At 65.7% G+C, this 24,831-nt stretch carries 27 protein-coding genes and 1 tRNA gene; 23 read left to right on the top strand and 5 right to left on the bottom strand.

The genetic code is table 11. The features are described from left to right. Positions 1-140 precede the first annotated feature (140 nt). From AGI3411_RS20995 to AGI3411_RS20935, 13 genes are all read left to right on the top strand, one after another. Positions 141-392, top strand: a complete 252-nt coding sequence (locus AGI3411_RS20995; RefSeq protein WP_043545227.1) for an accessory factor UbiK family protein — start codon at positions 141-143, stop codon at positions 390-392. Positions 393-575: 183 nt separating this feature from the next. Further along, a complete protein-coding gene (locus tag AGI3411_RS20990; protein WP_129529258.1) occupies positions 576-2,105 on the top strand; it encodes a YifB family Mg chelatase-like AAA ATPase in 1,530 nt (509 codons plus the stop codon). A 352-nt stretch (positions 2,106-2,457) separates the two neighbouring features. Continuing rightward, positions 2,458-2,655 carry a 50S ribosomal protein L35 gene (gene rpmI, locus AGI3411_RS20985; RefSeq protein ID WP_129240477.1) on the top strand — a complete coding sequence of 66 codons (198 nt, stop codon included), beginning with the start codon at positions 2,458-2,460 and terminating at the stop codon, positions 2,653-2,655. Between the two features lie 17 nt (positions 2,656-2,672). Further along, positions 2,673-3,032 carry a 50S ribosomal protein L20 gene (gene rplT / locus AGI3411_RS20980; RefSeq protein WP_006218741.1) on the top strand — a complete coding sequence of 120 codons (360 nt, stop codon included), beginning with the start codon at positions 2,673-2,675 and terminating at the stop codon, positions 3,030-3,032. Between the two features lie 77 nt (positions 3,033-3,109). Continuing rightward, complete coding sequence (gene pheS / locus AGI3411_RS20975) at positions 3,110-4,132, top strand: phenylalanine--tRNA ligase subunit alpha (protein WP_129529257.1); 1,023 nt, start codon at positions 3,110-3,112, stop codon at positions 4,130-4,132. A 16-nt stretch (positions 4,133-4,148) separates the two neighbouring features. Continuing rightward, on the top strand, positions 4,149-6,566 hold the full coding sequence (pheT, locus tag AGI3411_RS20970; protein WP_129529256.1) for a phenylalanine--tRNA ligase subunit beta: 2,418 nt from the start codon (positions 4,149-4,151) through the stop codon (positions 6,564-6,566). Between the two features lie 3 nt (positions 6,567-6,569). Next, complete coding sequence (locus tag AGI3411_RS20965; protein ID WP_129529255.1) at positions 6,570-6,911, top strand: integration host factor subunit alpha; 342 nt, start codon at positions 6,570-6,572, stop codon at positions 6,909-6,911. 57 nt (positions 6,912-6,968) lie between these two features. Next, positions 6,969-7,400: a MerR family transcriptional regulator gene (locus AGI3411_RS20960; protein ID WP_129529254.1), complete on the top strand. Its 432-nt coding sequence runs from the start codon at positions 6,969-6,971 to the stop codon at positions 7,398-7,400. A gap of 243 nt (positions 7,401-7,643) precedes the next feature. Continuing rightward, positions 7,644-7,720 (top strand) — tRNA-Pro (locus tag AGI3411_RS20955). Positions 7,721-8,327: 607 nt separating this feature from the next. After that, positions 8,328-9,476: a glycosyltransferase family 4 protein gene (locus AGI3411_RS20950; RefSeq protein WP_129529253.1), complete on the top strand. Its 1,149-nt coding sequence runs from the start codon at positions 8,328-8,330 to the stop codon at positions 9,474-9,476. A 9-nt stretch (positions 9,477-9,485) separates the two neighbouring features. Then, the gene (locus tag AGI3411_RS20945) at positions 9,486-10,205 is read left to right on the top strand and encodes a YrbL family protein (protein WP_129529252.1); all 720 of its coding nucleotides are present in this window, start codon (positions 9,486-9,488) and stop codon (positions 10,203-10,205) included. Positions 10,206-10,223: 18 nt separating this feature from the next. Continuing rightward, a complete protein-coding gene (locus AGI3411_RS20940; protein WP_244240410.1) occupies positions 10,224-10,499 on the top strand; it encodes a hypothetical protein in 276 nt (91 codons plus the stop codon). A gap of 12 nt (positions 10,500-10,511) precedes the next feature. Further along, positions 10,512-10,967, top strand: a complete 456-nt coding sequence (locus AGI3411_RS20935; RefSeq protein ID WP_129529251.1) for a hypothetical protein — start codon at positions 10,512-10,514, stop codon at positions 10,965-10,967. A 231-nt stretch (positions 10,968-11,198) separates the two neighbouring features. On the opposite strand, the gene AGI3411_RS20930 is transcribed toward AGI3411_RS20935, so the two are convergent. The 3 genes from AGI3411_RS20930 to AGI3411_RS20920 all read right to left on the bottom strand — a co-directional run bounded on the left by AGI3411_RS20930 (position 11,199) and on the right by AGI3411_RS20920 (position 14,087). Next, positions 11,199-12,680, bottom strand: coding sequence for a SulP family inorganic anion transporter (locus tag AGI3411_RS20930; protein WP_129529250.1), 1,482 nt, complete (start codon positions 12,678-12,680; stop codon positions 11,199-11,201). Positions 12,681-13,026: 346 nt separating this feature from the next. Continuing rightward, positions 13,027-13,665 carry a hypothetical protein gene (locus tag AGI3411_RS20925; protein WP_129529249.1) on the bottom strand — a complete coding sequence of 213 codons (639 nt, stop codon included), beginning with the start codon at positions 13,663-13,665 and terminating at the stop codon, positions 13,027-13,029. Between the two features lie 62 nt (positions 13,666-13,727). Then, positions 13,728-14,087 (bottom strand): hypothetical protein, encoded by a 360-nt coding sequence (locus AGI3411_RS20920; protein ID WP_129529248.1) that lies wholly within the window; start codon positions 14,085-14,087, stop codon positions 13,728-13,730. 263 nt (positions 14,088-14,350) lie between these two features. Here AGI3411_RS20920 and AGI3411_RS20915 point away from each other — a divergent pair, with 263 nt between their 5' ends. The 8 genes from AGI3411_RS20915 (at position 14,351) to AGI3411_RS20880 (ending at position 20,920) form a co-directional block, all read left to right on the top strand. Next, positions 14,351-15,088 (top strand): FadR/GntR family transcriptional regulator, encoded by a 738-nt coding sequence (locus AGI3411_RS20915; protein WP_244240409.1) that lies wholly within the window; start codon positions 14,351-14,353, stop codon positions 15,086-15,088. 37 nt (positions 15,089-15,125) lie between these two features. Next, complete coding sequence (locus AGI3411_RS20910; protein WP_129529246.1) at positions 15,126-16,484, top strand: aromatic ring-hydroxylating oxygenase subunit alpha; 1,359 nt, start codon at positions 15,126-15,128, stop codon at positions 16,482-16,484. Then, positions 16,481-17,050: a 3-phenylpropionate/cinnamic acid dioxygenase subunit beta gene (locus AGI3411_RS20905; protein ID WP_129529245.1), complete on the top strand. Its 570-nt coding sequence runs from the start codon at positions 16,481-16,483 to the stop codon at positions 17,048-17,050. The genes AGI3411_RS20910 and AGI3411_RS20905 overlap by 4 nt, the downstream gene beginning before the upstream one ends. Before the next feature lie 106 nt (positions 17,051-17,156). After that, complete coding sequence (locus AGI3411_RS20900) at positions 17,157-18,149, top strand: Bug family tripartite tricarboxylate transporter substrate binding protein (protein ID WP_244240408.1); 993 nt, start codon at positions 17,157-17,159, stop codon at positions 18,147-18,149. Between the two features lie 14 nt (positions 18,150-18,163). Then, positions 18,164-19,348: an NAD(P)/FAD-dependent oxidoreductase gene (locus AGI3411_RS20895; RefSeq protein ID WP_244240407.1), complete on the top strand. Its 1,185-nt coding sequence runs from the start codon at positions 18,164-18,166 to the stop codon at positions 19,346-19,348. A gap of 14 nt (positions 19,349-19,362) precedes the next feature. Beyond that, positions 19,363-19,689 (top strand): 2Fe-2S iron-sulfur cluster-binding protein, encoded by a 327-nt coding sequence (locus AGI3411_RS20890; protein ID WP_129529244.1) that lies wholly within the window; start codon positions 19,363-19,365, stop codon positions 19,687-19,689. A 27-nt stretch (positions 19,690-19,716) separates the two neighbouring features. Beyond that, the gene (locus AGI3411_RS20885) at positions 19,717-19,926 is read left to right on the top strand and encodes a hypothetical protein (protein ID WP_129529243.1); all 210 of its coding nucleotides are present in this window, start codon (positions 19,717-19,719) and stop codon (positions 19,924-19,926) included. Between the two features lie 16 nt (positions 19,927-19,942). Next, a complete protein-coding gene (locus AGI3411_RS20880) occupies positions 19,943-20,920 on the top strand; it encodes a 2-hydroxyacid dehydrogenase (protein ID WP_129529242.1) in 978 nt (325 codons plus the stop codon). A 69-nt stretch (positions 20,921-20,989) separates the two neighbouring features. Here AGI3411_RS20880 and AGI3411_RS20875 read toward each other — a convergent pair whose 3' ends face one another. After that, on the bottom strand, positions 20,990-21,982 hold the full coding sequence (locus AGI3411_RS20875) for a Bug family tripartite tricarboxylate transporter substrate binding protein (protein WP_244240406.1): 993 nt from the start codon (positions 21,980-21,982) through the stop codon (positions 20,990-20,992). A 250-nt stretch (positions 21,983-22,232) separates the two neighbouring features. On the opposite strand from AGI3411_RS20875, the gene AGI3411_RS20870 reads away from it, so the two are divergent. Beyond that, positions 22,233-23,138 (top strand): PhzF family phenazine biosynthesis protein, encoded by a 906-nt coding sequence (locus AGI3411_RS20870; RefSeq protein WP_129529241.1) that lies wholly within the window; start codon positions 22,233-22,235, stop codon positions 23,136-23,138. Positions 23,139-23,402: 264 nt separating this feature from the next. Continuing rightward, a complete protein-coding gene (locus AGI3411_RS20865) occupies positions 23,403-23,837 on the top strand; it encodes a GNAT family acetyltransferase (protein WP_129529240.1) in 435 nt (144 codons plus the stop codon). 32 nt (positions 23,838-23,869) lie between these two features. Here the strand turns inward: AGI3411_RS20865 and AGI3411_RS20860 are convergent, their stop codons facing one another. Further along, on the bottom strand, positions 23,870-24,823 hold the full coding sequence (locus tag AGI3411_RS20860) for a M14 family metallopeptidase (protein WP_129529239.1): 954 nt from the start codon (positions 24,821-24,823) through the stop codon (positions 23,870-23,872). Positions 24,824-24,831 lie beyond the last annotated feature (8 nt).

Genomic DNA, 24,831 nt, shown 5'->3' with positions numbered 1-24,831 from the left:
TGAAGTTCATCGGGTGCTCAGTCCGTAATCGCTACGGATACCGGCCCGTAGGTGTCAACCCAGGGCAGGACGGGTCACGCACAGGGTGGTGGCGGCCGGACGCACTACACTTGAGGCATCAAGAACATAGTGAGGCCGTCATGAACAATCGCACCCAATGGATGGAAGACATCCAGAAGAACCTTTCCGACCTGATCGCCCGCAGCCCGGCCGCGGACGTGGAACGCAACGTCCGCGCGATGATGACGCAAGCGTTCTCCAAGCTGGATCTGGTGACGCGCGAGGAGTTCGACGTCCAGGCCGACCTGCTGGCCCGCACCCGCGCCCGCGTGGACCAGTTGGCCGCCCAGGTGCAGCAACTGGAGTCCCGCCTGTCCGCGCTGGACAAGTAGGCATGCCGCCGGCCGCGTGGCGGCCGGGCAGGGCAGTTTTTCCACGGCCGCGTCGAGCGGCCTTTTTTGCGGGCGGGCGCCCCTGCTGCCGCGTCCAGGCGCGATGGTTTTGTCTCTGTCGAGGGGCGCGGCTCCCGGTTCTTTGCGGATACTGGCGCTTTCCGTCCATCCATGGAGAACGCCTTGACGCTAGCCGTGCTTGCCAGCCGGGCCCTCAGCGGCCTGGATGCCCACGCGGTGCGCGTGGAAACGCACCTGGGGCCCGGGCTGCCCAGTTTCAATGTGGTGGGCTTGCCGGACGTCGAGGTGCGGGAGAGCCGCGAACGCGTGCGCGCGGCCATTCAGAACAGCGGATTCGAGTTTCCTCCCGGCCGTATCACCGTCAATCTTTCGCCTGCCGACATCCCCAAGGAATCAGGCCGCTTCGACCTGCCGATCGCCCTGGGCCTGCTGCTGGCTTCCGGCCAACTGGCGGCTCCTGCCGGTGACGGCATTCCGGATGCCCGGGCGCCGGATCCCGCGCTGACGGACCTGGTGCTGGCCGGCGAGCTTTCGCTGACGGGGGCGCTGGTGCCCGTCGCCGCGCCGCTGGTCATCGCGCTGAGCGTCGCGCGCGAGGCGCCGGGGGCCACGCTCATCCTGCCGGCCGGCAGCGCCGAGCTGGCCGCCTGGGTGCCCGGCCTGCGGGTGCTGTCTGCGCGCAGCCTGGCCGACGTGGCCGCGCATGCGGCCGGTGCGTGCATACTGCCCAACGCCGTTCCCCGGCCCTGGCCCGCGGCCCCGCCTGTTCCGTGCCTGTCGGATGTGCGGGGGCAGCCGGGCGCTCGGCGAGCGCTGGAGGTCGCTGCCGCGGGCGGCCACAGCCTGCTGATGATCGGGCCGCCCGGGGCGGGCAAGAGCATGCTGGCCGCCCGCTTGCCCGGCCTGCTGCCGCCTCTGGCGCGTGCCGAGGCGCTCGAGGCGGCGGCAGTGGCCGCGCTGGCGGGTATGCCCGAGGGCCTGATGGAGCAGCCGCCGTTCCGGGCGCCGCACCATTCGGCTTCGGTGGCGGCGCTTGTGGGCGGCGGCGGCCGGCCGCGACCGGGCGAGATCAGTCTGGCGCACCAGGGCGTGCTGTTCTTGGACGAACTGCCGGAATTCAGCCGGCGCACGCTGGAGGCCTTGCGCGAGCCGCTGGAGGCGGGCAGGGTGGTCATAGCGCGGGCGCTCCATACCGCCCAGTTTCCCGCCCGTTTCCAGCTGGTCGCCGCCATGAATCCGTGTCCTTGCGGCTGGCGCGGGCATCCCGCCAGGGCCTGCGCGTGCACGCCGGACCAGGTGGCGCGCTACGTGGGCAAGATATCCGGTCCCTTGTTGGACCGCATCGACCTGCACGTGGCGTTGCCGCCATCCGACCCCGATTGGATGTCCAGCCCGCCGGGCGAGCCTTCGGGCCCCGTGCGCGAGCGCGTGGTGCATTGCCGCCAGCGCCAGCTGGCCCGCCAGGGCAAGCCCAACGCCGCGCTGGCCGGCGCCGAACTGGACGAGCATTGCCGCATGGACGACGAGGCGCGAGCATTGCTGTTGCAGGCCATGCGCAGGCTGGCGGGTTCGGCCCGGGCCCTGCACCGGGCGCTTCGGGTTGCCCGCACGATCGCCGATCTCGACGGCGAAGACAGGCTGGCCGCCCGCCATGTCGCCCAGGCGGTGCAGTACCGGCGGGCAGGGGTATGATTGCCCGGTTCCCGCTCCCGGAGCGGCACCGCCAGGCATCCCGGCCCGTTCGCTCGACAAACTACGGGAAATCACCATATAATCAAAGGCTTTCCCGGATCTGGGCTACTTTTGCCCGGCCCGAGGGGAGCGGCAGGCAGCGATGCCGGCCGGGGGAAGCATCCCCGAACAGCAATTCAATCAGCAGCCAGGCGTTACTTCAGTAGCTCCTCGGTAGTACCCCCAGCAGTACCCCAGAAGTGGCAACAGGTAGACAAGTTTTGCCGTGGCGAAGGGCTTCATCGGCCGTCCGCGCGTCAAGCACCTGGCGTCATATAAATCAACAATGCGTGTTTTAGTTTAGGGAATCAACATGCCCAAGATGAAAACCAAGAAAAGCGCCTCCAAGCGCTTTAAGGTTCGCGGCAGCGGCTCCATCAAGCGTGGTCAGGCGTTCAAGCGTCACATCCTGACCAAGAAGACCACCAAGGCCAAGCGTCAACTGCGCGGCTCGACGGCGGTTCATGACTCCAACGTGGCCTCCGTCAAGGCCATGATGCCTTTCGCTTGATCTAAGGGAGATCTACTATGCCTCGCGTCAAACGCGGCGTAACCGCCCGTGCCCGTCACAAAAAAGTCATTGCCGCCGCCAAGGGTTACCGTGGCCGCCGCGGTAATGTGTTCCGTATCGCCAAGCAGGCGGTCATGCGCGCTGGGCAATACGCCTACCGCGACCGCCGCAACAAGAAGCGCACGTTCCGCGCTCTGTGGATCACGCGTATCAACGCTGCCGTCCGTGAACATGGCGTCAGCTACAGCGTGTTCATCGCTGGCCTGAAGAAGGCTTCGATCGAACTCGACCGCAAGGTCCTGGCCGATCTGGCCGTGCGCGACAAGGCCGGCTTCGCCGCCATCGTGCAGCAAGCCAAGGCTGCCTTGGCTGCCTGATCGCGCGCTTTAACTCATCGCGCATCGCTGCAAACGGGGCTGTAATGGCCCCGTTTGCGTTTTGAAGGCTGGATTTCATGACTCAATCGGTTGACGACCTGGTATCCCAGGCGCAAGAACGGTTCGCCGCGGCCACTGACGCCGCCGCGCTGGAAAACGCAAAGGCTCGTTTCCTGGGCAAGGACGGTGCCGTGACGGTGCTGCTCAAGGTCCTGGGCAAGCTCGATCCCGAGCAGAAGCGCGAGATGGGAGCCCGGATCAATCAGGCCAAGCAAAAGGTCGAAGAGCTCCTGAATTTGCGCCGCGCCGAACTGGCGCAGGCAGAACTGGATGCCCGTCTGGCATCCGAGACCATTGACGTCACCCTCCCGGGCCGCGGCCGCGCGCCTGGTGGCATCCATCCGGTGATCCGGACCTGGGAACGCGTGGAAGAAATCTTCCGTTCCATTGGCTTCGACGTGGCCGACGGCCCCGAAGTCGAAAACGACTGGACCAATTTCACCGCGCTGAACAACCCGCTGGACCATCCGGCGCGTTCCATGCAGGACACGTTCTACGTCGACATGAACGACGCCGACGGCCTGCCGCTGCTGCTGCGCACGCACACCAGCCCCATGCAGGTGCGTTACGCCCGCATGAACAAGCCGCCCATCAAGGTCATCGCGCCGGGGCGCACCTACCGCGTCGACAGCGACGCCACGCACTCGCCCATGTTCCACCAGGTGGAAGGGCTCTGGATCGCCGAGGACATCTCGTTTGCCGACCTGAAGGGCGTGTACACCGATTTCCTGCGTTGCTTCTTCGAAAGCGACGACCTCGTCGTGCGTTTCCGTCCGTCGTTCTTCCCGTTCACGGAGCCGTCCGCCGAGATCGACATGATGTTCACCTCGGGTCCCAACCGCGGCCGCTGGCTGGAGATCTCCGGCTCGGGCCAGGTGCATCCGCAAGTGGTGCGCAACTTCGGCCTCGATCCCGAGCGCTACATCGGCTTCGCGTTCGGTTCCGGACTCGAGCGCCTGACCATGTTGCGCTACGGCGTCAACGATCTGCGCCAGTTCTACGAAGGCGATTTGCGCTTCCTGCGCCAGTTCAACGAATAACCCACGACGGCTGATCATGCAATTTCCCGAATCCTGGCTGCGTACGCTGGTCAATCCCCCGATCGCAACCGACGAACTCGCGCACCGGCTCACGATGGCCGGCCTGGAAGTCGAAGACACCGTGCCCGCCGCGCCCGCGTTTACGGGTGTGGTGGTGGCTCACATCGTCGAGATCGCGCCGCACCCCGATGCCGACAAGCTGCGCGTCTGCCAAGTGGACGACGGGTCCGGCGAACGCCTGCAGATCGTTTGCGGCGCACCGAATGCCGCAGCCGGCCTGAAAGTGCCGCTGGCCCGCGTGGGCGCGGAGCTGCCCGGCGGCATGAAGATCGGCGTGGCCAAGATGCGCGGCGTGCAGTCGTCGGGCATGCTGTGCTCGGCGCGCGAACTGGGCCTGTCGCAAGACCATGCCGGGCTGCTGGAGCTGCCGGCCGACCTGACGCCTGGCCTCTCGATCCGCGAAGCGCTGGACCTGGACGACACGCTCTTCACGCTGAAGATGACGCCCAACCGCGCGGACTGCCTGTCCATCCTGGGCGTGGCGCGTGAAGTCGCCGCCCTGACGGGCGCGCCGCTGTCGGTGCCCACCGCTGCCGCCGTGCCCGTGACGCTGGACGAGCGCCTGCCGGTCAAGGTCGAAGCCCCCGATCTGTGCGGCCGTTTCGGCGGCCGCGTGATCCGTGGCGTCAACGCCCGCGCCGCAACGCCCGACTGGATGAAGACGCGCCTGGAGCGGGCCGGCCAGCGTTCGCTCTCGGCCCTGGTGGACATCTCCAACTACGTGATGCTCGAGCTGGGCCGTCCGTCGCACGTGTTCGACCTGGACAAGATCCAGGGCGACCTCTGCGTGCGCTGGGCCCGCGAAGGCGAAACCCTCGAGCTGCTGAACGGCCAGACCGTGACGCTGGACCCGAAGGTCGGCGTCGTGGCGGCGGGCAACCAGGTGGAAAGCCTGGCCGGCATCATGGGTGGCGAGGCCACCTCGGTGACGCTGGATACGCAGAACATCTACCTCGAAGCCGCGTTCTGGTGGCCGGAGTCGCTGGCCGGCCGTGCGCGCCGCTACAAGTTCAGCTCCGAGGCCAGCCACCGCGGCGAACGCGGCGTGGACTTCGCCACGATTCCCGAGCACATCGAATTCATCACACGCCTGATCGTCGACATCTGCGGCGGCCAGGCCGGTCCGCTGGACGATCAGATCGTCAACCTGCCCAAGCGCCTGCCGGTGCGCATGCGCCTGGCGCGCTGCCATCGCGTGCTGGGCGTCCCGGTCACGCAAGCCGAGGTCGCCAGGATTTTCGGCAGCTTGGGTCTGGCGTTCACGGTAGAGGGCGACGACTTCATCGTGACGCCGCCGTCGTACCGCTTCGATCTGGAGCTGGAAGAGGACCTGATCGAGGAAGTGGCCCGCATCTACGGTTTCGAGAATATCCCCGCCGTGCCGCCCATGGCGCGCGCCAAGATGTTCTCGCAGCCCGAGATCCGCCGCGGCGCCCATGCGCTGCGCCGCCTGACCGCCGCGCAGGACTACCAGGAAGTCGTGAACTACAGCTTCGTCGAGGCCGACTGGGAGCGCGACTACGCCGGCAACGACAACCCCGTCCGTCTGGTCAATCCCATCGCCAGCCATCTGTCGGTCATGCGTTCCAGCCTGATCGGCGGCCTGGTGGCCAACATCCGCCACAACGCCAACCGCAAGCAGTCCCGCGTGCGCCTGTTCGAGCTGGGCCGCGTGTTCATGCGCGACGCGTCCGCCCAGGACGGTCCGCTGGAAGTGGCCGGCGTGCGCCAGCCGCTGAAGCTGGCGGGGGCGGCCTGGGGGCCGGCCGTGGAAGATCAGTGGGGCGCTACGGCGCGCCAAGTGGACTTCTACGATGTGAAGATGGACGTCGAAGCGCTGTTCGGCGCCCGCGGCCGCCGCCTGCGTTTCGAGGCCGCCGCGCATCCGGCGCTGCATCCGGGCCGTAGTGCCCGCATCGAACTCGATGGCCGGCAGGTCGGCTGGATCGGCGAACTGCACCCACGCTGGGCGCAGCAATCCGACCTGGCGCATGCGCCCGTGGTGTTCGAGCTGGACGTCGCCGTCCTGTCCGAAGGCGAGCTGCCGCAGGTGCGTGAATTGTCGCGCCAGCCTGTGGTCATGCGCGACTTGGCGCTGTGGGTCGATGCAGACGTGTCGCTGCAGTCCATGCTGGATACCGTCTCCGCGGCCGTCAAGGCGGACCCGCAGCTGGCCGTGGTGCAGGATGTTCGGCTATTCGACGTCTGGCGCGAAAAGCCCCAGGGCAGCGAGCCCGTGACCGAGAAAAGCCTTGCTTTCCGGTTCTGGCTACAGGACACTGAGGTCACGCTGGACGAAGCCCGGGTGGCGGATTGCCTTGTGCGCATCAAGGATGCCTTGGTGGCCGCGCATGGCGCACGTCAGCGTGCTTGAACCATGGGGAACAGTATGCTTGCCGAGCCACGCACCCTGACCAAGGCCGAGCTGGCCGAACTGCTCTTTGAGCGGGTCGGCCTTAACAAGCGTGAAGCCAAGGACATCGTCGATACTTTCTTCGAGGAAATCCGCGACGCCCTGGCGCGCGGAGATTCCGTGAAGCTCTCGGGCTTCGGCAATTTCCAGGTGCGCGACAAACCGCCGCGCCCCGGCCGCAATCCCAAAACCGGCGAGACCATTCCCATCGCCGCACGCCGCGTGGTTACCTTCCATGCGAGTCAGAAACTCAAGAGCGTGGTGGAGCAGGCGGTGCCTGTTGCATCCGACGACGCCGCGGAGTGATACGCTTTGTCGGTAATTGTTATCGGCACTCGACGTATCGCGGCATAAAATTCTCTTATGACACGTACAGAATCCACCGTCACCTTACCGCCCATTCCCGCCAAGCGTTACTTCACCATCGGTGAAGTCAGCGACCTGTGTGGCGTCAAGCCTCATGTCTTGCGGTATTGGGAACAGGAATTCACGCAGCTCAAGCCGGTGAAGCGGCGCGGCAATCGCCGCTATTACCAGCATCACGAAGTGCTGCTGATCCGCCGCATCCGCTCCTTGTTGTACGAACAAGGCTTCACGATCAGCGGTGCGCGCAATCGCCTGGGCGATGCGCGCGACGTGCCGCACGATCAGGACGCGGCCGTGCGCTTGTCCGGCGCCGAGATGCAAGCCTTGCGCAACGAGCTGGGCAACGTCTCGACGATGCTGGCCGAAGCCCTGGGCACCGCGGCCAACGCCGCTGGCGCAAGCAGCGCCAGCGCGACGCCGGCAGCCTGAGAGCAAACGCGGCGCGTTGCGCCGCTTCTTGTTCGACATACCGTTTCTTCGCAGTACCGGCAACGCGCGCACGTTCGAAGCGCTGCGCGCCGCCAGCAGCAATGCCTTGCGCTCCGCGCGTCGTCACCCGCATGCATTTGATGCGATCGACGAACACGGGGCGCAAATTTTTTTGAGTATTCAGCACTTTTTTTGCACGAATGCGTGCAAACATTTTTTTGTTCTGCTATACTCTTTTTCTTTCGGGGCGTAGCGCAGCCTGGTAGCGCACTTGCATGGGGTGCAAGGGGTCGCGAGTTCGAATCCCGCCGTCCCGACCAGTAGTTCAAAAGGCCGTCAGTGAGAAATCACTGACGGCCTTTTTCATTTTTGCCGAAGTAATTTGGTTGAAGAGCGCTGCCAAAGAATGCTGCCAAAGAACGCCAGCCGAAAGGTATGGGCCAAGAATATATAAGCCGAAAATAAATAGGCAAAAAATAGGCCAAAAAAACACCCGAAGGCGGCTGGAAAACCCCTCACCCTTTCGCGGCAAGACGCTGTTTGACTTCGATAGCCCTCCACGCAAAAAAGTGCCAGTCCTTTGTGGTGTGTTTGCGACAAATGCCCGCCAGATAGGCCTCTGGGGCGGAACACTGATTTCCGCATACGCAAAAGAAGGGCCGCCAGGAGGGCGTTTTTAGAGGCGCGCGGCCATGGCGAGGAAAGCGCGTCGTGAACCGTTTCGCCCCAGGGGAAACAGTGCTTTTTCGGCCCATCCGCCGCGCTTTTTTCGAGCGCGGATTGCTGCCGCTCAGTGCGCGATTGCGCCTGTTTTACTAGAGATGCCCGACTTGCGCCGTGTTTTGTCGGCCTTTAGAGTCGATGACATCTTCAAGTCGTTACGGTGACGTTTTCGTTGTTTTTGGGCGAAGCGCGCCGCCATATATCATGCCTTCCTCGACGGACCGTTCTTTGCGCATCGTACATTCCGAGGCCGCGCTCGGCTTCGCAGGCCAGGAGCGCCGCATTCTCAAGGAAATGCGGGCGATGCGGGAACGCGGACATAGCGTGGAACTGATCTGTAGACCCGAGGCGAAGCTTTTCAAGGCCGCGACCGATGCGGGCATCAAGGTGCATACGCTGCCCATGGGCGGTCTCATGAACCTGCTGCGCGGCGCGCCCAAGGTTCGCCGCATTCTGCGGGAAGGGTGCTTCGACGTGCTCAATACCCATAGCCGCATAGACACCTTGCTGGCCGGGCTGGGCGCGCGCATGGCGGGGACGCCGCTGATCGTGCGCACCCGCCACCTGACCAATCGGGTCAACTCCATGCTGGCCTACACATGGGTGCCGCATCGTGTCAGCACGGTCAGCAATCATGTCCGGGAAACCCTCATCGAACGGGGTGTGCCGGCAAACCGGGTGGCAACGATCTACTCACCCATCACGTTGCCGCCGACGGATATCCAATCGACCCTGCGCGAGGAACTGAATTTGCCGGAGGACGCCATCGTGGTTTGCTGCGTGGCGATCCTGCGCGCGACCAAAGGGCATCGGGAACTCATCGAGGCGCTGCGCCCCTTGATGGAGACGAGGCCGCAAGTGCACCTGGTGCTGGTGGGCAACGGTTCGCCGCTGTTCGAGCAGTTGCAGGCATTGATCGAGGATATCGGCCTCGCGGATCGTATCCACATGCTGGGCTTTCGCCATGACGTGGCCAATATCCTGGCGGGAAGCGACATCTTCGCGCTGGCGACGCAGAAGGAAGCGTCCGGCACGGTTTACGTGGAGGCCGCCGCGGCGGGGCTGCCCGTCGTTGGGGTCGATGTGGGAGGGGTGAGCGAAATGGTGCGAGACGGCGAGACGGGCATATTGGTGCCCCCGGGCGATATCCCCGGGCTCAGGGCCGCGCTGGAGCAATTGCTGGACGACGGCGATTTGCGGGCGCGCATGGGCGTTGCCGGCACTCGAATGGCGCGCGCCGAAGGCAAGTTCTCGCTGGCCGGCCTGGCCGAGCGTACCGAGCAGGTGTACCGGCTCTGGCTTGCGCAGGAGCACGCCAAGGCCGCGGGACGCTCGGGCCGGTGGGCGCGCTGAGGTCCGGCCATGTTTCAGACACCTGCCCAGCATGACGTGGCCTTGCAGGCTCCCATCGCGCTTGAAGCCGCGGTTCTCACGGCCGCGCCGTTGCCCGCGTTTTCCTGTTGCCCGTTCCAGGTCATGGACCTGACCCAGGCCACCCTGGTGGCAACGGGGAGCGAGCGCGACGTTTACCTACATCCCAGTGACAAGTCGTTGCTCGTCAAGATCATCAACCGCTCGCGCATCAACGAACCCGGCCGCAAGCGTCCCTGGCACAAGCGCCTGCTGCGCGAGGATGCGCACCGCGTCTTCATTTCCGAATTGATCGAATACGTGGCCACCACGGTGCAGCAAGGGCTGCCGCAAGGCAATATTCTGATGGCGCGCATCTCTGGTCTGGCCCTGACCTCGCAAGGGCTGGGCCTGGTGGTGGAGCGTATCGTCGACGCTTATGGCGATCCCGCGCCGACGCTGAAGCAGATTGTGGCGCAGCAGGGATTCGGGCCTGAATTGCAGGGGAAGCTGCAGGCGTTCTTCGGAGGCCTGATCGATGCGCACGTGATCTTCAACGATGTCAGTGCGCGCAATATCGTCGTCGGCTTCAACGCGAGCGGGCGGGAAGGGCTTTATCTGGTGGACGGCTTCGGACCCAAGCAACTGCTGCCGCTGTATGCCTGGAGCAAGTCGCTCAACCGGCGGCGCCTGCTGCGCAAGTACGGCGAGCTGACGCGCAAGTTGTCGTGAGACCGCAGCCGGATCGCGATGCGCACGATGCTCCAGATGGATCAGCGGGTATGGCCTGCCTTGATCGTCGCCGCGCGCCCGGCGCTGGAAAATGGGGGAAAGCCGTTGGTGTATGCAGTCTTGTGGGCCTTGCTGGCCGCGGCCGCGTTCGCGGGCAGCTTGTATGTATTCCGGGCCTGGCCATTCCAGTTCAAGGATCAGGGCGCAGGACCTGACTATCGGCCATCGGCTGGCGTCGCCGGGGCCTTGATGACGGTCGCCCTTCTGGCGCTGGTCATTGCGCTGACCGTATGAGGCAAGGATGCGATGAAAGTCGTAAGAACTCTTGTGGTGGTGGTTCTGCTGGCGTTCCAGGCGGCCGGCGCGATAGCCGAAACGCAGGCGGACACCTCGCCGACGCGCGTGGTGCAGGGGGGACGCTGGACCGAAGGTTCGGCCGCCGGCACCTATCGGATCGTCGTGGATGAGGTCGGTTTCGAGCACGTCAGCTGCCGCGTCCGCATCCAATGGGTCGCTCCCGCAGCGGCGGGCCGTCCCGCGAGGCTCGTGGCGGAGCAGATGTTTACCGAGGTCTCGACGAGCTTCTGGAGTTGCGGGGTAGGCAAGCAGAGCGTCGTGGTCTCCGGGAATGTGCTGAAAGTGCAGGCCACGCACGCATATTCCGGGGAACCGTGCACGTTCACGGCAAGGCTCGGCACGCCGGGCCGATATCAATACGAGGCTTGGGGTCGCGAGTTCGAATCTCGCCGTCCCGACCAGTAGTTCAAAAGGCCGTCAATGAGAAATCACTGACGGCCTTTTTCATTTTCGGCCTTTTTCATTTTGTTTTCGCAGGCCTCTGCCGCCTCTGTCCACGTGGTCTTTACCGGTCTTTGAGCACGAGGCTTTAATCACAAGCCTTTGCTCGCAAACCTGGCGCCAGGCGTTGCGGGGCGGCCGGTTCATCCAGCCGTTCGCAGCAACGGCGAACGGCTGGATGAGAGCCCTGAGGGATCAGTGGGAGGGCGGCGCGGGGCAAGCTTCGGGCTTGTCGTGCGTTGCGTATTTTTCCACCATGGTCGTGCTTGCGCGGTTCAGGCCATGCAGCGTGACCTCCACGCCGTTCCTGCGGAATTTGTGCACGATGCGATCCAGTGTGTCGATCGCGGTGATGTCCCAGAAGTGCGCGTGCGAAAGGTCGAGCAATACGCGCTTGATGTCTTCCTTGAAGTCGAACTCGGAGACCAGCGCCTCCGACGACGCGAAGAACACCTGTCCGCGGATGGTGTATTTCCGGGTCGCTCCGTCGGCCTCCAGGGCGGACGCGACGCTGAGCACGCGCTGCACCTTGGATGCGAAGAAAACCGCGCTGAGCAGTACGCCGGCCAGGACGCCCATCGCGAGGTTATGCGTGGCGACGACCACGACGACCGTCGTCAACATGACGAAGGACGAGCTCTTCGGGTGCGTGAGGAGGTCCTTGACGGAGCGCCAGCTGAATGTGCTGATCGACACCATGATCATGACGGCGACGAGCGCGGCCATGGGGATCTGCTTTACCCACGGCCCCAGGAACACAACCATGATGAGCAGCAGCACGCCGGCGGTGAGCGACGACAGCCGCCCGCGCCCGCCTGACTTCACGTTGATGACGGACTGGCCGATCATGGCGCAGCCCGGCATGCCGCCAAGGAACCCCGCGACGATGTTCGCGATTCCCTGGCCTTTGCATTCGCGGTTCTTGTCGCTGGGCGTATCCGTGAAGTCGTCAATGATGGACGCGGTCATCAGGGACTCGAGCAGGCCGACGAGCGCGATGGCGAGCGAGTAGGGAAAGATGATCCGGACCGTTTCCCAGGTCATGGGGACGGCCGGCACCAGGAAGGACGGCAGCGCGTTCGGGAAGGATCCCATATCCCCGACGGTCCGCACGTCGAGGCCCGTGAGCATCGTGACGGCCGTGAGGACGATTATGCATACCAGCGGCGAAGGAATCGCTTTCGTGATTCGCGGAAGGGTGTAGATGATGGCCAGGCCCGCCGCGACGAGGACGTAGACGGCAGTGGGCGCGTTGGTCAGCTCAGGAAGCTGGGCTAGGAAAATCAGGATGGCCAGGGCGTTGATGAAGCCGGTGATGACCGAGCGGGAAACAAAGCGCATCAGTGCGCCCAGTTTCAGGAATCCCGCAGTGATCTGCAGGATTCCCGCCCCGATCGCTGCGGCGAATACGTACTGGACGCCATGGTCCTTGACCAAGGAGGTGATCAGCAGGGCGACTGCGCCCGTCGCTGCGGAGATCATGCCGGGCCGGCCACCGGCGATGGAGGTCACGACCGCGATGCTGAATGCCGCGTACAGGCCGACTTGCGGATCGACGCCTGCAATGATGGAAAAGGCGAGCGCTTCAGGGATGAGGGCAAGAGCGACGACCAGGCCGGCGAGAAGGTCTCCTCGGATATTGGACAGCCATTCCTGGCGTGGGGAATTAGAGATCATGATTCGTGCATGGATGCATGTTTGAAGTGAGCCGAGAGGCCGGATGCGCGTGGCTGCCCATGCACGCATTGGCGTGCGGGGACGGCGGATTGGACGTGCTTGGGGGACACCCCATGGACGGCTTCCCTCGGCGGAAAGGAAGCGGCGCGAGACAGACCTCTGGCAGAGAGGGCCTTGATGTGGAAGGCTGAGAGGTCGGGTGTCGCGGTTACATGGGTAGGCGAAGGGCGGGAAGATCTGGAACGCGCGAAATTCTAGCGTGAGCGGGCGGGTCACGGCAAACGGCGCGCCCTTGTCGCGCCTCCGCTCCGGTGGCCGGCCTTTCCGTGGTCGCTGCCGCGGGGCGCTAGAGCCAGACCGCCGTCACCAGCACGGCGCAGCCTATCGTGGCGGTGGCGGCCATGGCCGCCGCCAGCCGGACGGCCAGCTTGCGCTCCTTGCGGCCCACATTGGGATTGGCGTCGTTCGCGGACCGGAGCTGCTCCCACGTCGACGCGCTGCCCGCCTCCCGGCTTTGGGACGCCGCGGCGGCATTGGCGCGGCTGCGGGATATCTGGATGAGCCTGAGCGCGGGATAGGCCAGGAGCACACCCGCCAGGAACAGGCTACAGGCGCCGATCGAGCCGGCGGTGTAGGCAGAGCCGCCACGCGCCGCCAAAAGAATCGCCGCCGCCAGCAAACCCACGGCATTCAGGCCAGCCAGCGCCTTGAGCGCCTGCACGCCCCAGACGCCCGTGGCTTCTTCGGAAAAGTCGCCGACCGACTGCCAGTAGGCGGCGTCCTTTGCGGCCGCCAGGAAAAAGAACTCCAGGTCCCGGAGCAAGGCGTCGCCGCGCCTGTTGGCGGCAGGGGTGTCCTGGTGCCATTGGACGGCGAAGTTCCGGCTTCGGTCCGCATCCGCGTGATGCGCGGCGGCCCAGGTTTGCGCCAGGCGCAATGCGTCGTCGATGGTGAGTACACCTGCGTGCGCGGCACTGTCTCTCATGTTTTTCATCCCCATATATGGGATAGTGTAGCGGTCTGGCATCGGCCGCGAGATGCGCTGCGTCAAGTGCGTGCGATGGGGGGGCGGTAGCGTATTTCGAGCAGGCTGTTGCTGCGCTGGGTGATGACCAGATCGGCGCGCGGGCCGCGCAGGCCCAGGAGGGACAGGGCCGTGGCCGCAAGCAAACCGGTCCAGGCGGGGATGAGGAGAAGCGCGTCCCAGCCCGACAGGCCGGGGTTGTAGGGCTGTTTGCACACCCGGCTCGTCAGGCCATGTTCCCGGCAATGCGCCTCGATCGCCGCCAAGGTCCCATTCATGTCGCCGACGTTTTCCAGGAAGAACCGTTCACGGCCGAGCAGGATGCGCGCGAGTTCGCCGGACGGCAGGCGGTTCAGGAAATAGGTACGCGGGCTGTTGGCCATGACGGGTTCCTGTGGTGCGCAATCAGCGGTGCGATGGAGGGACCGGATTGCGGCGGGCCGCCATAGTCTACCGATTTCCCGCCCGGGCCCGGGGCCAGGCATCCGCGCTTTCCCTAGTATCCGTCCGATTTTTTATACGATTATCATATTTTCAACGCCGACGCCTTGCGCCTGGCGTACACAGCCGAGGCAACGCGGGCTGGCAATGATGAACGTTTTCGGACAGAAACTTCCTTATGCCTACTTCAGCTTCTCGATCACTGTTGAAAAAAGACTCGGTCGCGCCGGTCCAGTCGGAACCCAATCTGACCGACCGCGTGACTGAAATGCTGCTGGAAGAGATTACCAGCGGCGACTACCAGGTGGGCGAAGTGCTGCCGCCTGAACAGATCATCGCCACCCGCATGGGCGTTTCGCGCACCGTGCTGCGTGAGGCGGTTTCGCGCCTGAAGGGCGATGGCATCGTGCAAAGCAAGCAAGGCCGCGGCCTGACCGTCATGCAGACGGCGCGGCCCTCGGTACTGCGGATGCAGGCGGCCGATATCGGCGATGCCGACCAGGTGTTGCGCATCGTCGAATTGCGCCGGGGGTTCGAGATCGAAGCCGCGCAGCTCGCGGCGCAGCGGCGCAGCGAGGACGACCTGGCCGCCATGCGCCGGGCCTTGCGCAAGATGGCCGATGCGATCGCCACCGGGGACGTGGCGGTCGGCGTGGACGCCGACATGGAGTTCCATCGTTGCGTGGCGCGCGCGACCCGCAACGAACACTACTTGAATTTCTTCGATTTCCTGGCGGTGCTGCTCAAGAAGAACCTGCGCGTCTCGCGCTCGCGGTCGGCCAAGATCGCCGGCCGCGGCGCCCAGGCGCAAAAGGAGCACGAGGCGCTGTTCGCCGCCATAGAGAAGGGCGATGTGGAGCTTGCGCGGCAGCAGGCGCGCACGCACGTCGACAACACGGAAACACGACTGCGCACGGCGGCAGCCACGGCGGAAAAGCCGTAGCCCTCCGATTGCGGGCAATCTCCAAGGGGAAGTGGCGATGGGGCGTAAAACGATTGACGAACTGGTGCGCGCGGATGAGGGGCTGGTCAGCCGTTCCATCTTCGTCGACGACGAGATCTTCCAGCAGGAACTGCAGCGCGTATTTTCGCGGGCCTGGCTGTTCGTGGGGCATGAAAGCCTGGTCCCCAAGCCGGACGACTACTTCGTTTCCCGGATGGGCACGGAGTCGGTGATCCTGACGCGCGACCGGCAGGGCCAGATCCAGGTCATGCTCAACAGCTGTGCGCACCGCGGCATGAAGCTGTGCCGCTATGACCACGGCAACAACAGGACCTTCACCTGTCCGTATCACGGCTGGAGCTTCTCCACCGACGGCAAGCTGGTGGAGCGCCCGGGCGAGCTGGTCGGCGTGCCGGGCCACGCCACGCATTACAAGGGCGAACTGGACAAGAAGCAATGGGGCCTGAAGACGGTGGCGCAGGTGGTCAACTACAAGGGCGCCGTGTGGGCCACCTGGGACCCGGATGCGCCTGCGTTCCTGGACTATCTGGGCAACATGCGCCTGTACCTGGACGCGGCGCTCGACAATCGCGACGGCAGCTCCGGCGGCTCCGAGGTCATCGGCGGCGTGCAGAAGTGGCGGGTCAAGTGCAACTGGAAATTCGCGCCCGAGAACTTCATCGGCGACCTGTACCACGACATCAGCCACCGCTCGGTGGACATCGTCGGCATCGGGCCGGGAGGCGGAAGGGGGCGGCGCGATCCCTCGGCCACGCGGTCGGCCATCTGCTTCCCGGAGCTGGGGCACGGGTTGCTGGGCAGGCTGCCCTTCTACGAGGAAGGGCCTTACGCGCCGCAGTATGCGCGCTACCCGGAAGTGGAAGCCTATTACCGCGAGGTGCATGAGCGCCGCGAACGCACGCTGGGTTCGGCCATGCGCGTGCAGACCAGCGTCGGCACGATTTTTCCGAACATGTCTTTCCACGGGCGCCAGCCTCGCACCCTGGCGGTGTTCCATCCGATCAGTCCGACCGAAATGGAAATGTGGCGCATGTACCTGGTGGACAAGGACGCGCCGGAAGCGGTCAAGGAAGCGGCGCGCCATTACTTCCTGCGCTATTCCGGACCGGGAGGCATGACCGAATCCGATGACATGGAGAACTGGACGGGCGCCACCGAGGCCAGCATGGGCACCATGTCGCGCGAGCTCTATTTCAATTACCAGATGGGCGTGGGGCATGCCGAGCCGGTGCCGGAAATCCCCGGATGCGCGGTCAACGGCGAATACACCGAGGAAAACGCCCGCATCTACTACCGCCGCTGGGCGCAATTCATGAACGGCTTGTCCTGGGATGAGCTGATGGCCGGCGCCGCGCGCGCCCAGGAGGCGGCATGAACGCGCCCACCGATAACGCGCCCGCCGCGGCGCAGGATTGCAGCATCGACGACATGCAGATCTGGTGGCAGGTGCAGCGTTTCATGCACTACGAGGCCGACCTGCTGGACCATCGCGAGTTCGACGCCTGGCTGGAGCTGCTGGACGAAGACATCAGCTATCGCATGCCGCTCACGCGCAACGTGCGGCGGGACGCAATGGCGCAGGAGTATTCGAGCACGCGCGACGCCGCGTGGTTCGACGAAGGCATCGATACGTTGCGGCAGCGGGTCGCCCAGATCAGGACAGGCATCCATTGGGCCGAGGAGCCGGCTTCGCGCGTGTCCCGCCTGGTGACCAATATCCGTGTGCTGGAGATGGCGCCGGACGAGGGCGGGGGAGAGCGCGTCCGCGTGCGTTCGCGCTTCCTGATCTACCAGAACCGCCTGCAGACGGAGGTCAGCCTGTTTGTCGGCAAGCGCGAAGACGTGCTGCGCCGCCGCGACGGGCGCTGGAAGGTGCTCTCGCGGGAGATCCACCTCGACCAGAACGTTCTGCTTTCCAAGGCGCTCACGATCTTTTTCTAGCGCACGGTTTTTCCGGCACCGGCCCGCTTGCCGGAGTCCGATGGTTTTCCTTCCGATCAGGGCCTGTCCGCTGAGGGCGAGGCACGTCCATACCAGGAGCCGCAGCATGCATAGACGTACTGTACTGAAAGCCATCGCCGCCGCGGCCGCGATGGGAACGGCGGGGGCGGCGCGCGCCGCCGAGGCGGCTTTTCCGTCCAAGCCAATGCGCCTGATCGTGCCCTATCCGCCCGGGGGCGTTACCGATGTGGCGGGGCGGCTGGCGGGCGAGATCCTCAGCAAGAAATTCGGGCAGCCCGTGGTGGTGGAAAACCGCCCCGGTGCCAACGGCATGATCGGCAGCCAGCACGTGGCGGCCGCGGCGCCTGACGGCTATACGCTACTGCTCAACGGGCTGGGGGGCATGGTCTTGCCCATGGCCACGGTCACCGGGCTGCCGCTGGATATGTCCCGCGCGTTCACGCCGATCGGGCAGATGGCCGAATTCATCAACGTACTGATCGTCCGCGCGGATTCACCGATCCGCAGCGTCGACGACCTGGTCGCCGCCGCCCGCGCCCGCAGCAAGGACGGGCTGAATTACGGCTCCAATGGAATCGGCACCTCGGTGCACATGACGACGGCGTTCTTCGCGCAGCGCACCGGTACCCATCTGCTGCATGTGCCGTACAAGGGCAGCGGCGAAATGCTGATCGATGTGGTGAACGGCAACCTGGATTTCAGTTTCAGCAATCTTCCCCCCGTGATGGGACTGATCCGCAAGGGTTCCATCCGCGCGATCGCGGTCACCAGCAGCTACCGCAGCAAGCAGTTGCCGGACGTGCCGACCATGGCGGAGCAAGGCGTCGCGGACTTCGACGTGACGAGCTGGCTGGGCCTGTACGGCCCGGCCGGCATGGCGCCGGGCCTGGTCGAGACGCTGAGCGCCGCCTTGCAGGAAGGCATGGCCCAGGCGTCGTCGCGCGATACGCTGAGCGCCGCCGGCTTCGAGCCCAAGGCAGCGTCGGCGGCCGATTTCGCGGCACTGAACCGCGCGGAGCTGGCGCGCTGGAAGCAGGTCGCCAGCCGCGCCAACGTTTCCCTGAAGTTTGGAGCGTGAGCGGTATGCAAGGTATGGAAGATCTTTCCCGCTTGCGCCATGTGCATACGACGATCATCGGCGCGGGGCATGCGGGCGTCGAATGCGCCTGGGCGCTGCGCGCCGCCGGCATCGAGGGCGATGTGGCGCTGTTCGGCGCCGAGGCGCACGCGCCTTACGAGCGGCCGCCGCTATCCAAGGCCCTGTTGACGGGCGCCACCAGCGAGGAACGCATCGCCTTGCGCGCCGATAGCGCGTACGAGAAGTCGCGCGTGACCATCGTGGCCGGCGATCCGGTGGAGCGCCTGGACACAGCCGGGCACGTGCTGTACACGCGGTCCGGACGCCGGGTGAGCTACGAGCATTGCGTGCTGGCGACCGGCGCGCGGGCCCGTGGCATTACCGGCGTGGCGGGCGAGGGCGTCTACGCGGTGCGCGGCCTGGATGATGCGCGCCGCTTGCGCGAGGCCCTGCGGCCCGGCTGCCGCCTGCTGGTGCTGGGGGCGGGATACCTGGGGCTGGAGGCCGCCTGTTCGGCGCGCAAGCTGGGCGCCGAGGTTCTGGTGCTGGAGCAGGGCGGCAGTGTCATGGGCGGCAAAGTATCCGAACCGACCGCAACGCGCATCGGTTCCCTTCACCACGACGCGGGCATCGAGATACGGCACGGCGCGGCGGTGGCGCGGTGGGAGCGCACGGGGGCAGGCTGGCGCGCGCATCTGGCCGATGGATCCGAGGCGGACGCGGACCTGGTGCTGGTGTCGATCGGCGCGATCGCCGAGACGGCGCTGGCCGAGGCGTCCGGGCTCATCTGCCTGGACGGCGTGGTGGTGGACGAGTGCTGCCGGACGTCCGCTCCGGACGTGTATGCGATCGGAGATTGCGCCAGCGCCTTCCGCGGCGAACTGCAGCGCCATGCGCGCATAGAAAGCGTACAGAACGCGCTTGCCCAGGCGCGCATCGCCGCCGCCGCCATTGCCGGGAAGCACCCGCCCGCGCCCCGGCCGCCTACCTTCTGGTCCGAGCAGCAGGGCCGCCGGCTGCAAATGGCGGGGTTGGTGAATCCCGCGCAGCCCAGCCGCGATGTGCTCTTGCCCACGGCCAAGGGATGGCTGGTGGAACGCTATCAGGCAGGCCGCCTGGCGGCGATCGAGGCCGTGGACAGCCCGGTCGAATTCATCAAGGGCGTGCCGCGCATCGGCACGCCGGAATCCGTTTCTTGAAAAGGTGGTCAAACATGCCCTCTGCCGTATTTGAATTGCCGGACGGCGCCGAACTGGTGCTGGACGTTCCCGATGATTGGTCGCTGATGGAAGCCGCGAGGCGAGACGGCCTGGAAGGCATCGTCGCCGAGTGCGGCGGCGGCGCCATCTGCGGCACCTGTCATGTCCAGGTCGATGCGGCCTGGTTCGGCCGGCTCGATCCGCCGGGCATGGCGGAGCAAGCGCTGCTGGAGGTGGTGCCGGAGCGTTGCCCGACCAGCCGGTTGTCCTGCCAGGTGATCATGACGCCTGAGCTGGACGGCATCCGCCTGCGCGTGCCTTCCGCGCAGCTTGAAATGTAGCCCCGGGCGCTGCAAGGAGCCGCCGACATGGCCGACAACAAATCCATCAACCTCGTCGATCTGCAGCCGGGCGTGCGCGTGCGCATGGCCGATGGCGCTATCGCCGAAATCGCAGAGAACCCGCAGGACGGATTCTGGCTGATCGTCCGCTATCTGGACCATCCCACGGATTCTTCCCTGGTTGGCGCCGGCGAACAGCAAGTGTTCGCCACGGACGTCGAATCGATCGAACCCTGACCCTACTGGAGCCGCAATGAGCCAAAAACCCAAAATCATCGTTTCCGCGCCGCTGCCCGCCGATTTGCGCGAACGCGTTGCCGCCGTCTGCGAGATCATCGACGTGCCGGTTGGGCAGAACCCCGCCGAAGCCGTGCCGGCCTCGGTGCGCCCCGAGGTGGCAGGCATGGTCTGCACCGTGCGCACGCGTGTCGACCAGGCCCTGCTCGACGCTTTTCCCGCGCTGACCGTCAGCTCGAACTTCGCCGTGGGGTTCGACAATGTCGATATCGAGGCCGCCACGCGCCGCAAGGTGCTCATCTGCAATACGCCGGGGGTGCTCGACGGCGCGGTCGCGGACGTCATGATCGGCCTGATGCTGTGCCTGGCCCGCAACCTGGTGGCGGGCGATGCGTTCGTACGCAGCGGGGCCTGGACTAAGGGCGCTTTTGCGCTGACCACCGATATCCGCGGCAAGACGCTGGGCCTGCTCGGCATGGGCCGCATCGGCAAGGTGGTGGCGCGCACCGCCCAGGCGTTCGACATGAAAGTGATCTATCACAACCGCCGCGAGGATCCTTCGGTCGAAGGCCTGGCCGCCTACGTGGGGCGTGACGAGCTGTTCAAGTCTTCGGACGTACTCAGCGTCCATATTCCCCTGTCCGCCGAGACGCGCCACTCCGTGGGCAAACGTGAATTCGGCCTGATGAAGCCCACGGCCTACCTCATCAATACGGCGCGGGGCCCGGTGCTGGACGAGGCGGCGCTGATCGAGGCGCTGCGCGCCGGCACCATCGCCGGCGCCGGCCTGGACGTGATGGAGCAGGAGCCGCTGCCGCCGTCGAGCCCCTTGTGCGAACTGCCGAACGTGGTGCTGCAGGCGCACGTGGGCAGCGCCACGCACGAAACGCGGCGCGCCATGATCGACTTGGCCGCGGCCAACCTGCTGGACGCGCTGGGCGGAAAGACGCCGCAAGCGATGGTCAATCCGCAGGTGTGGCAGGCCAGGGCCTGACCGGCGCCACGCGGCGTAAAAACGGCAGGGGCGCCCGAAAGGGCGCCCCTGCCGCATTCCGTCGCCGCGTTATTTGCCGCCGTAGGCGACCACGATCCCGGCCTGCTGGGCGACTTCGCTCCAGCGCTTGAACTCGGACGCCGAAAACGCCTGGAACTCCGCGGCGTTGCGCAGCTTGGGTTCGAACCCCGCGCCGATGATGCGGGCCTGGAATTCGGGCGTGGCAAGGCCGCTGACGATGGTTTCCGACAACTTGGCGATGATGGCGGGATCGACCTTGGACGGCGCGTACATGCCCAGCCAGCTGGTCACGTCGAAGTCCTTCATGCCCTGTTGCTGCATGGTGGGCACGTCGGGCAACTGCCGCGCCCGGTAGGCGCTCGTGACGGCGAGGGCCTTCAGGCGCTTGCCTTCCACCATGGCAAGCGTCGGCGGAAGGTTCATGAAACAGAGGTCGAGGTCGCCGTTGGCCGTGCCCACCAGGGCGTCGGCCGCGCCCTTGTAGGGGACGTGGTCGAATTTCAGGCCGATGCGCATCGCGAACAGCTCGGCCGTCATCTGCGACGAACTGCCGACGCCGTTGCTGCCATAGAGCGGCTTGCGCTTGCTGGCGCGCAGGTATTCGATGAGTTCGGGCACCGAGTTGGCGGGGTGGTCGGTCCGCACCACCAGCGCATTGACGAACTCTGCCACCTGGGCAATGGGCAGCAATGCCGTGGGTATGTCCAGCGGCAGCCCCCGGAGCGTTGCCGGCGGCAGCACGTTGTGGCCGAGGCCGCCTGTCGTCAGGGTGTAGCCGTCGGGCCTGGACGCGGCGGCGGCCTGCATGCCGATTACGCCGCCGGCGCCGGCGCGGTTCTCGATCACCACGCTCTGGCCGTATTTGGCGAAGAGCAGGTCGCCGACCAGCCTTCCCGCAAGATCGGTCGCGCTTCCGGGGGTGGAAGAGACAATGATCTTGATTGTCCGGGACGGGTAGGGCCCGTCCTGCGCCCAGCTTCTGCCTGTCAGGGCCAGGCCGGCCGCGGTTCCCATCAGTTTCAACGCACTGCGACGTTTCATGACGACTTCCCCTTGGGTTGGTTTTTGCTACACCACGTGCTGCTCCGATTCAGGTTCCAACTTTGTACGATAAACATATTTATCGAAACGGTACGTGGAGCGCCTGGACGTGGAAATTGCGGCTTACCCTAGGATGGGCGGCCTCCTGTTACGGCTCCAATTTCGCGGCTCTGTGTCTGGCGCGCAGCGTGTCCGCCCAGGCACACTTTTCCGGTTGCCGCCATCTCCGAGCGGTTAGAAAGGATGTTCCATGCGCTACCGTTATGTCACCGCCGATGTCTTCACCCGCCGCACGTATGGCGGCAACCCGCTGGCGGTCGTGCTTGACGCCCAAGGGCTCTCCACCGCGCAGATGCAGCGCATCGCGCGCGAGTTCAACTATTCCGAGACTAGCTTCGTGCTGCCTGCCCGCAACGCGGCGCATACGGCCCAGGTACGCATCTTCACGCCGTGCCGGGAGGTGCCGTTCGCCGGGCATCCGAACGTGGGCACCGCCGTCGTGCTCGCGCGCGAATGGGCGGCGGGCGGGCGCACCGTGCCGGAGACGTTCGTGTTCGAAGAAGAGGCGGGCCTGGTCCGCATTGCGCTGAAGACCGGCGCACAGGGCGTGGAGGGAGCGGAGCTACTGGCGCCGCTGCCGCTGGCGCGCGGCGCCGTGGCGCCGGCCGACGCGGCCGCGCGGGCGCTGGGGCTCGACGCGGCGGACATCGATACCTCGGCGCATCCGCCGCAGGTGGTGTCGGTGGGACTGGCGTTCCTGGCCGTGCAGTTGGCGAGCCGCGACGCATTGCGGCGCGCCGTTCCGAACGTGCAAGGCTACGCGGCCCTGCTGCCGCTGGATGGCGCAAAATCCATCTATGCCTACACCACGGATACCGCGGCGGAGCCGCAGACCGATATCCAGGCCCGCATGTTCACCGGCAGCATGACGGAGGATCCGGCGACGGGCAGCGCGACGGCGGCGGTTACGGCGCTGCGCGCGGCCTTGCGCGGCGCAGGGGCGTTGCACCTGCGTGTCGGCCAGGGCGTGGACATGGGCCGCGCCAGCCTGCTGTCGGCCCATGCCGAGCCGCGCTCCGACGGCGTCTGGGCGGGCGTGGCGGGCCAGGCGGCGGTGGTCATGGAAGGGACTTTGCCGGCGCCGGTCATGGATTGAGCGGGGCGCGTCCGTTGGCGGCCGCGCTGGCCTCCTGTATGCTTGCGCTCATGGAAGCACCGTTTTTTGCGCCACGCTGCGGCGCCTTCAGCCGACGAATCACTCGACGCCTGCGTTGAGTGGCTAGTCGCATCCGGGCGCTGAACGTTCAGCGCCTTTCCCGAAAGCCACGATACTCCTCGTGGCTTTTCTGTTTTTGCGCTGTTCTTCCCGCTGCCGAGGCGTATCGCAAGGTTTTCGTTTCCCTTACCGAAGGAACGAAGCATGAACTCTCAAGATATCGCCATCCGGCCCTACCATTCGTCGGACGAGGCTGCAATCATCCAGCTGTGGCACGACTGCGGCCTGACGCGCCCGTGGAACGACCCCAGCAAGGACATCGCCCGCAAGCTGACGGTGCAGTCGGATCTGTTTCTGGTGGGAGAGGCGAAGGGCGAGATCGTCGGGACGTTGATGGGCGGCTATGACGGCCACCGCGCCTGGATCAACTATCTGGCCGTGTCGCCGGCGCATCAGCGCCGCGGCTATGCGACGGCGCTGATGCGGGCCGTCGAGCGCAAACTGCTGGAGATGGGGTGCCCCAAGATCAATCTGCTGATCCGGTCCGGCAATGCCGCGGTGAAGGACTTCTATGAAACGCTGGGGTTTCAGCAGGACGAGGTCATCAGCCTGGGCAAGCGCCTGATCCCGGACCTGTGACGGGCCGGGGCCCGGGCGCCTGCCCGGGCCCGTCAGACCGCCACGGTCAGGTACACCGCTTCGCGGCCGACGACCGGCATGCGCGTGGGCATGAAGATCGTGCAGTCGTCGCAGGGGGAGCGGATTTCCTCGGTGCCGTTCATGGCGATCAGCTCGTTCTTGGCGAAGGTTTCGAAGCCGATGACCGGACGCGTGAACGTGAAGTCCGTGGACTTCACCATATGCACTTCCAGCAGCCGGTAGCGGCGCGGGGCCGGGGGCGGCGTTGCGCCGGCCGGGGCATCGATCAGGCCCAGGTGCGCCAGGAAACGCAGCGTGACGTCGGTGGCGAGCGTGGCGGCGGACTGGGCGAAGTGCTGGCCGCATTCCACCACCAGCGAGCCGCAGCTGTCGGAATCCGGATCGCCGTGGCGGCCATAGCCCATGACGCCCGTGCCGGGGAAAATGCCCGGCGGCATCACGAGATGGACTTCCGGCGCGCCGACCGCGCTGGCGAGCGCGGTGTTGCGGTCCATCTCCGTGTAGACCCAGAAGGGCTGAACGGGCGCGCGCGTGGAGTGGATGTCGAGCACGTAGTCGGCCGCGTCGAGCACGGGACGCAGCTCGCGGGCGCGGCGCAGTTCGGGGCTGTCATCCGGGCCATCCAGCATGTCGGCCGACCAGATGCGGTTCAGGTTGTGCACCAGCTGGCGGTTTTCGTAGGGCTGTTCGATATCGAAGGCCTCGTACGCCTCGACGTGGGCGAAGCTCACCGTAAGCGTGCCGATCTTGGGCCGCACGCCGTTATCGAGCAGATGGGTGGCGGCCACCATGCCGCAGATTTCATTGCCGTGCGTGATGGCGTTGATCAACACGTGCGGACCGGGCCGGCCCGACTCGAAGCGGTGGACGTAGGGAATGCCCACGTTGCCCTCGCGGTAAGCCGCGAGGTTGCGCGGCAGGACTTCCAAAGGAGCGGTATCGGGTTCGAAAGCGGGATTGTTCATGGAAATTG

The sequence above is a fragment of the Achromobacter agilis genome, from assembly GCF_900496965.1.
Lineage (GTDB): Bacteria > Pseudomonadota > Gammaproteobacteria > Burkholderiales > Burkholderiaceae_B > Achromobacter > Achromobacter agilis.
This window is presented reverse-complemented; position numbering and strand designations above follow the sequence as displayed.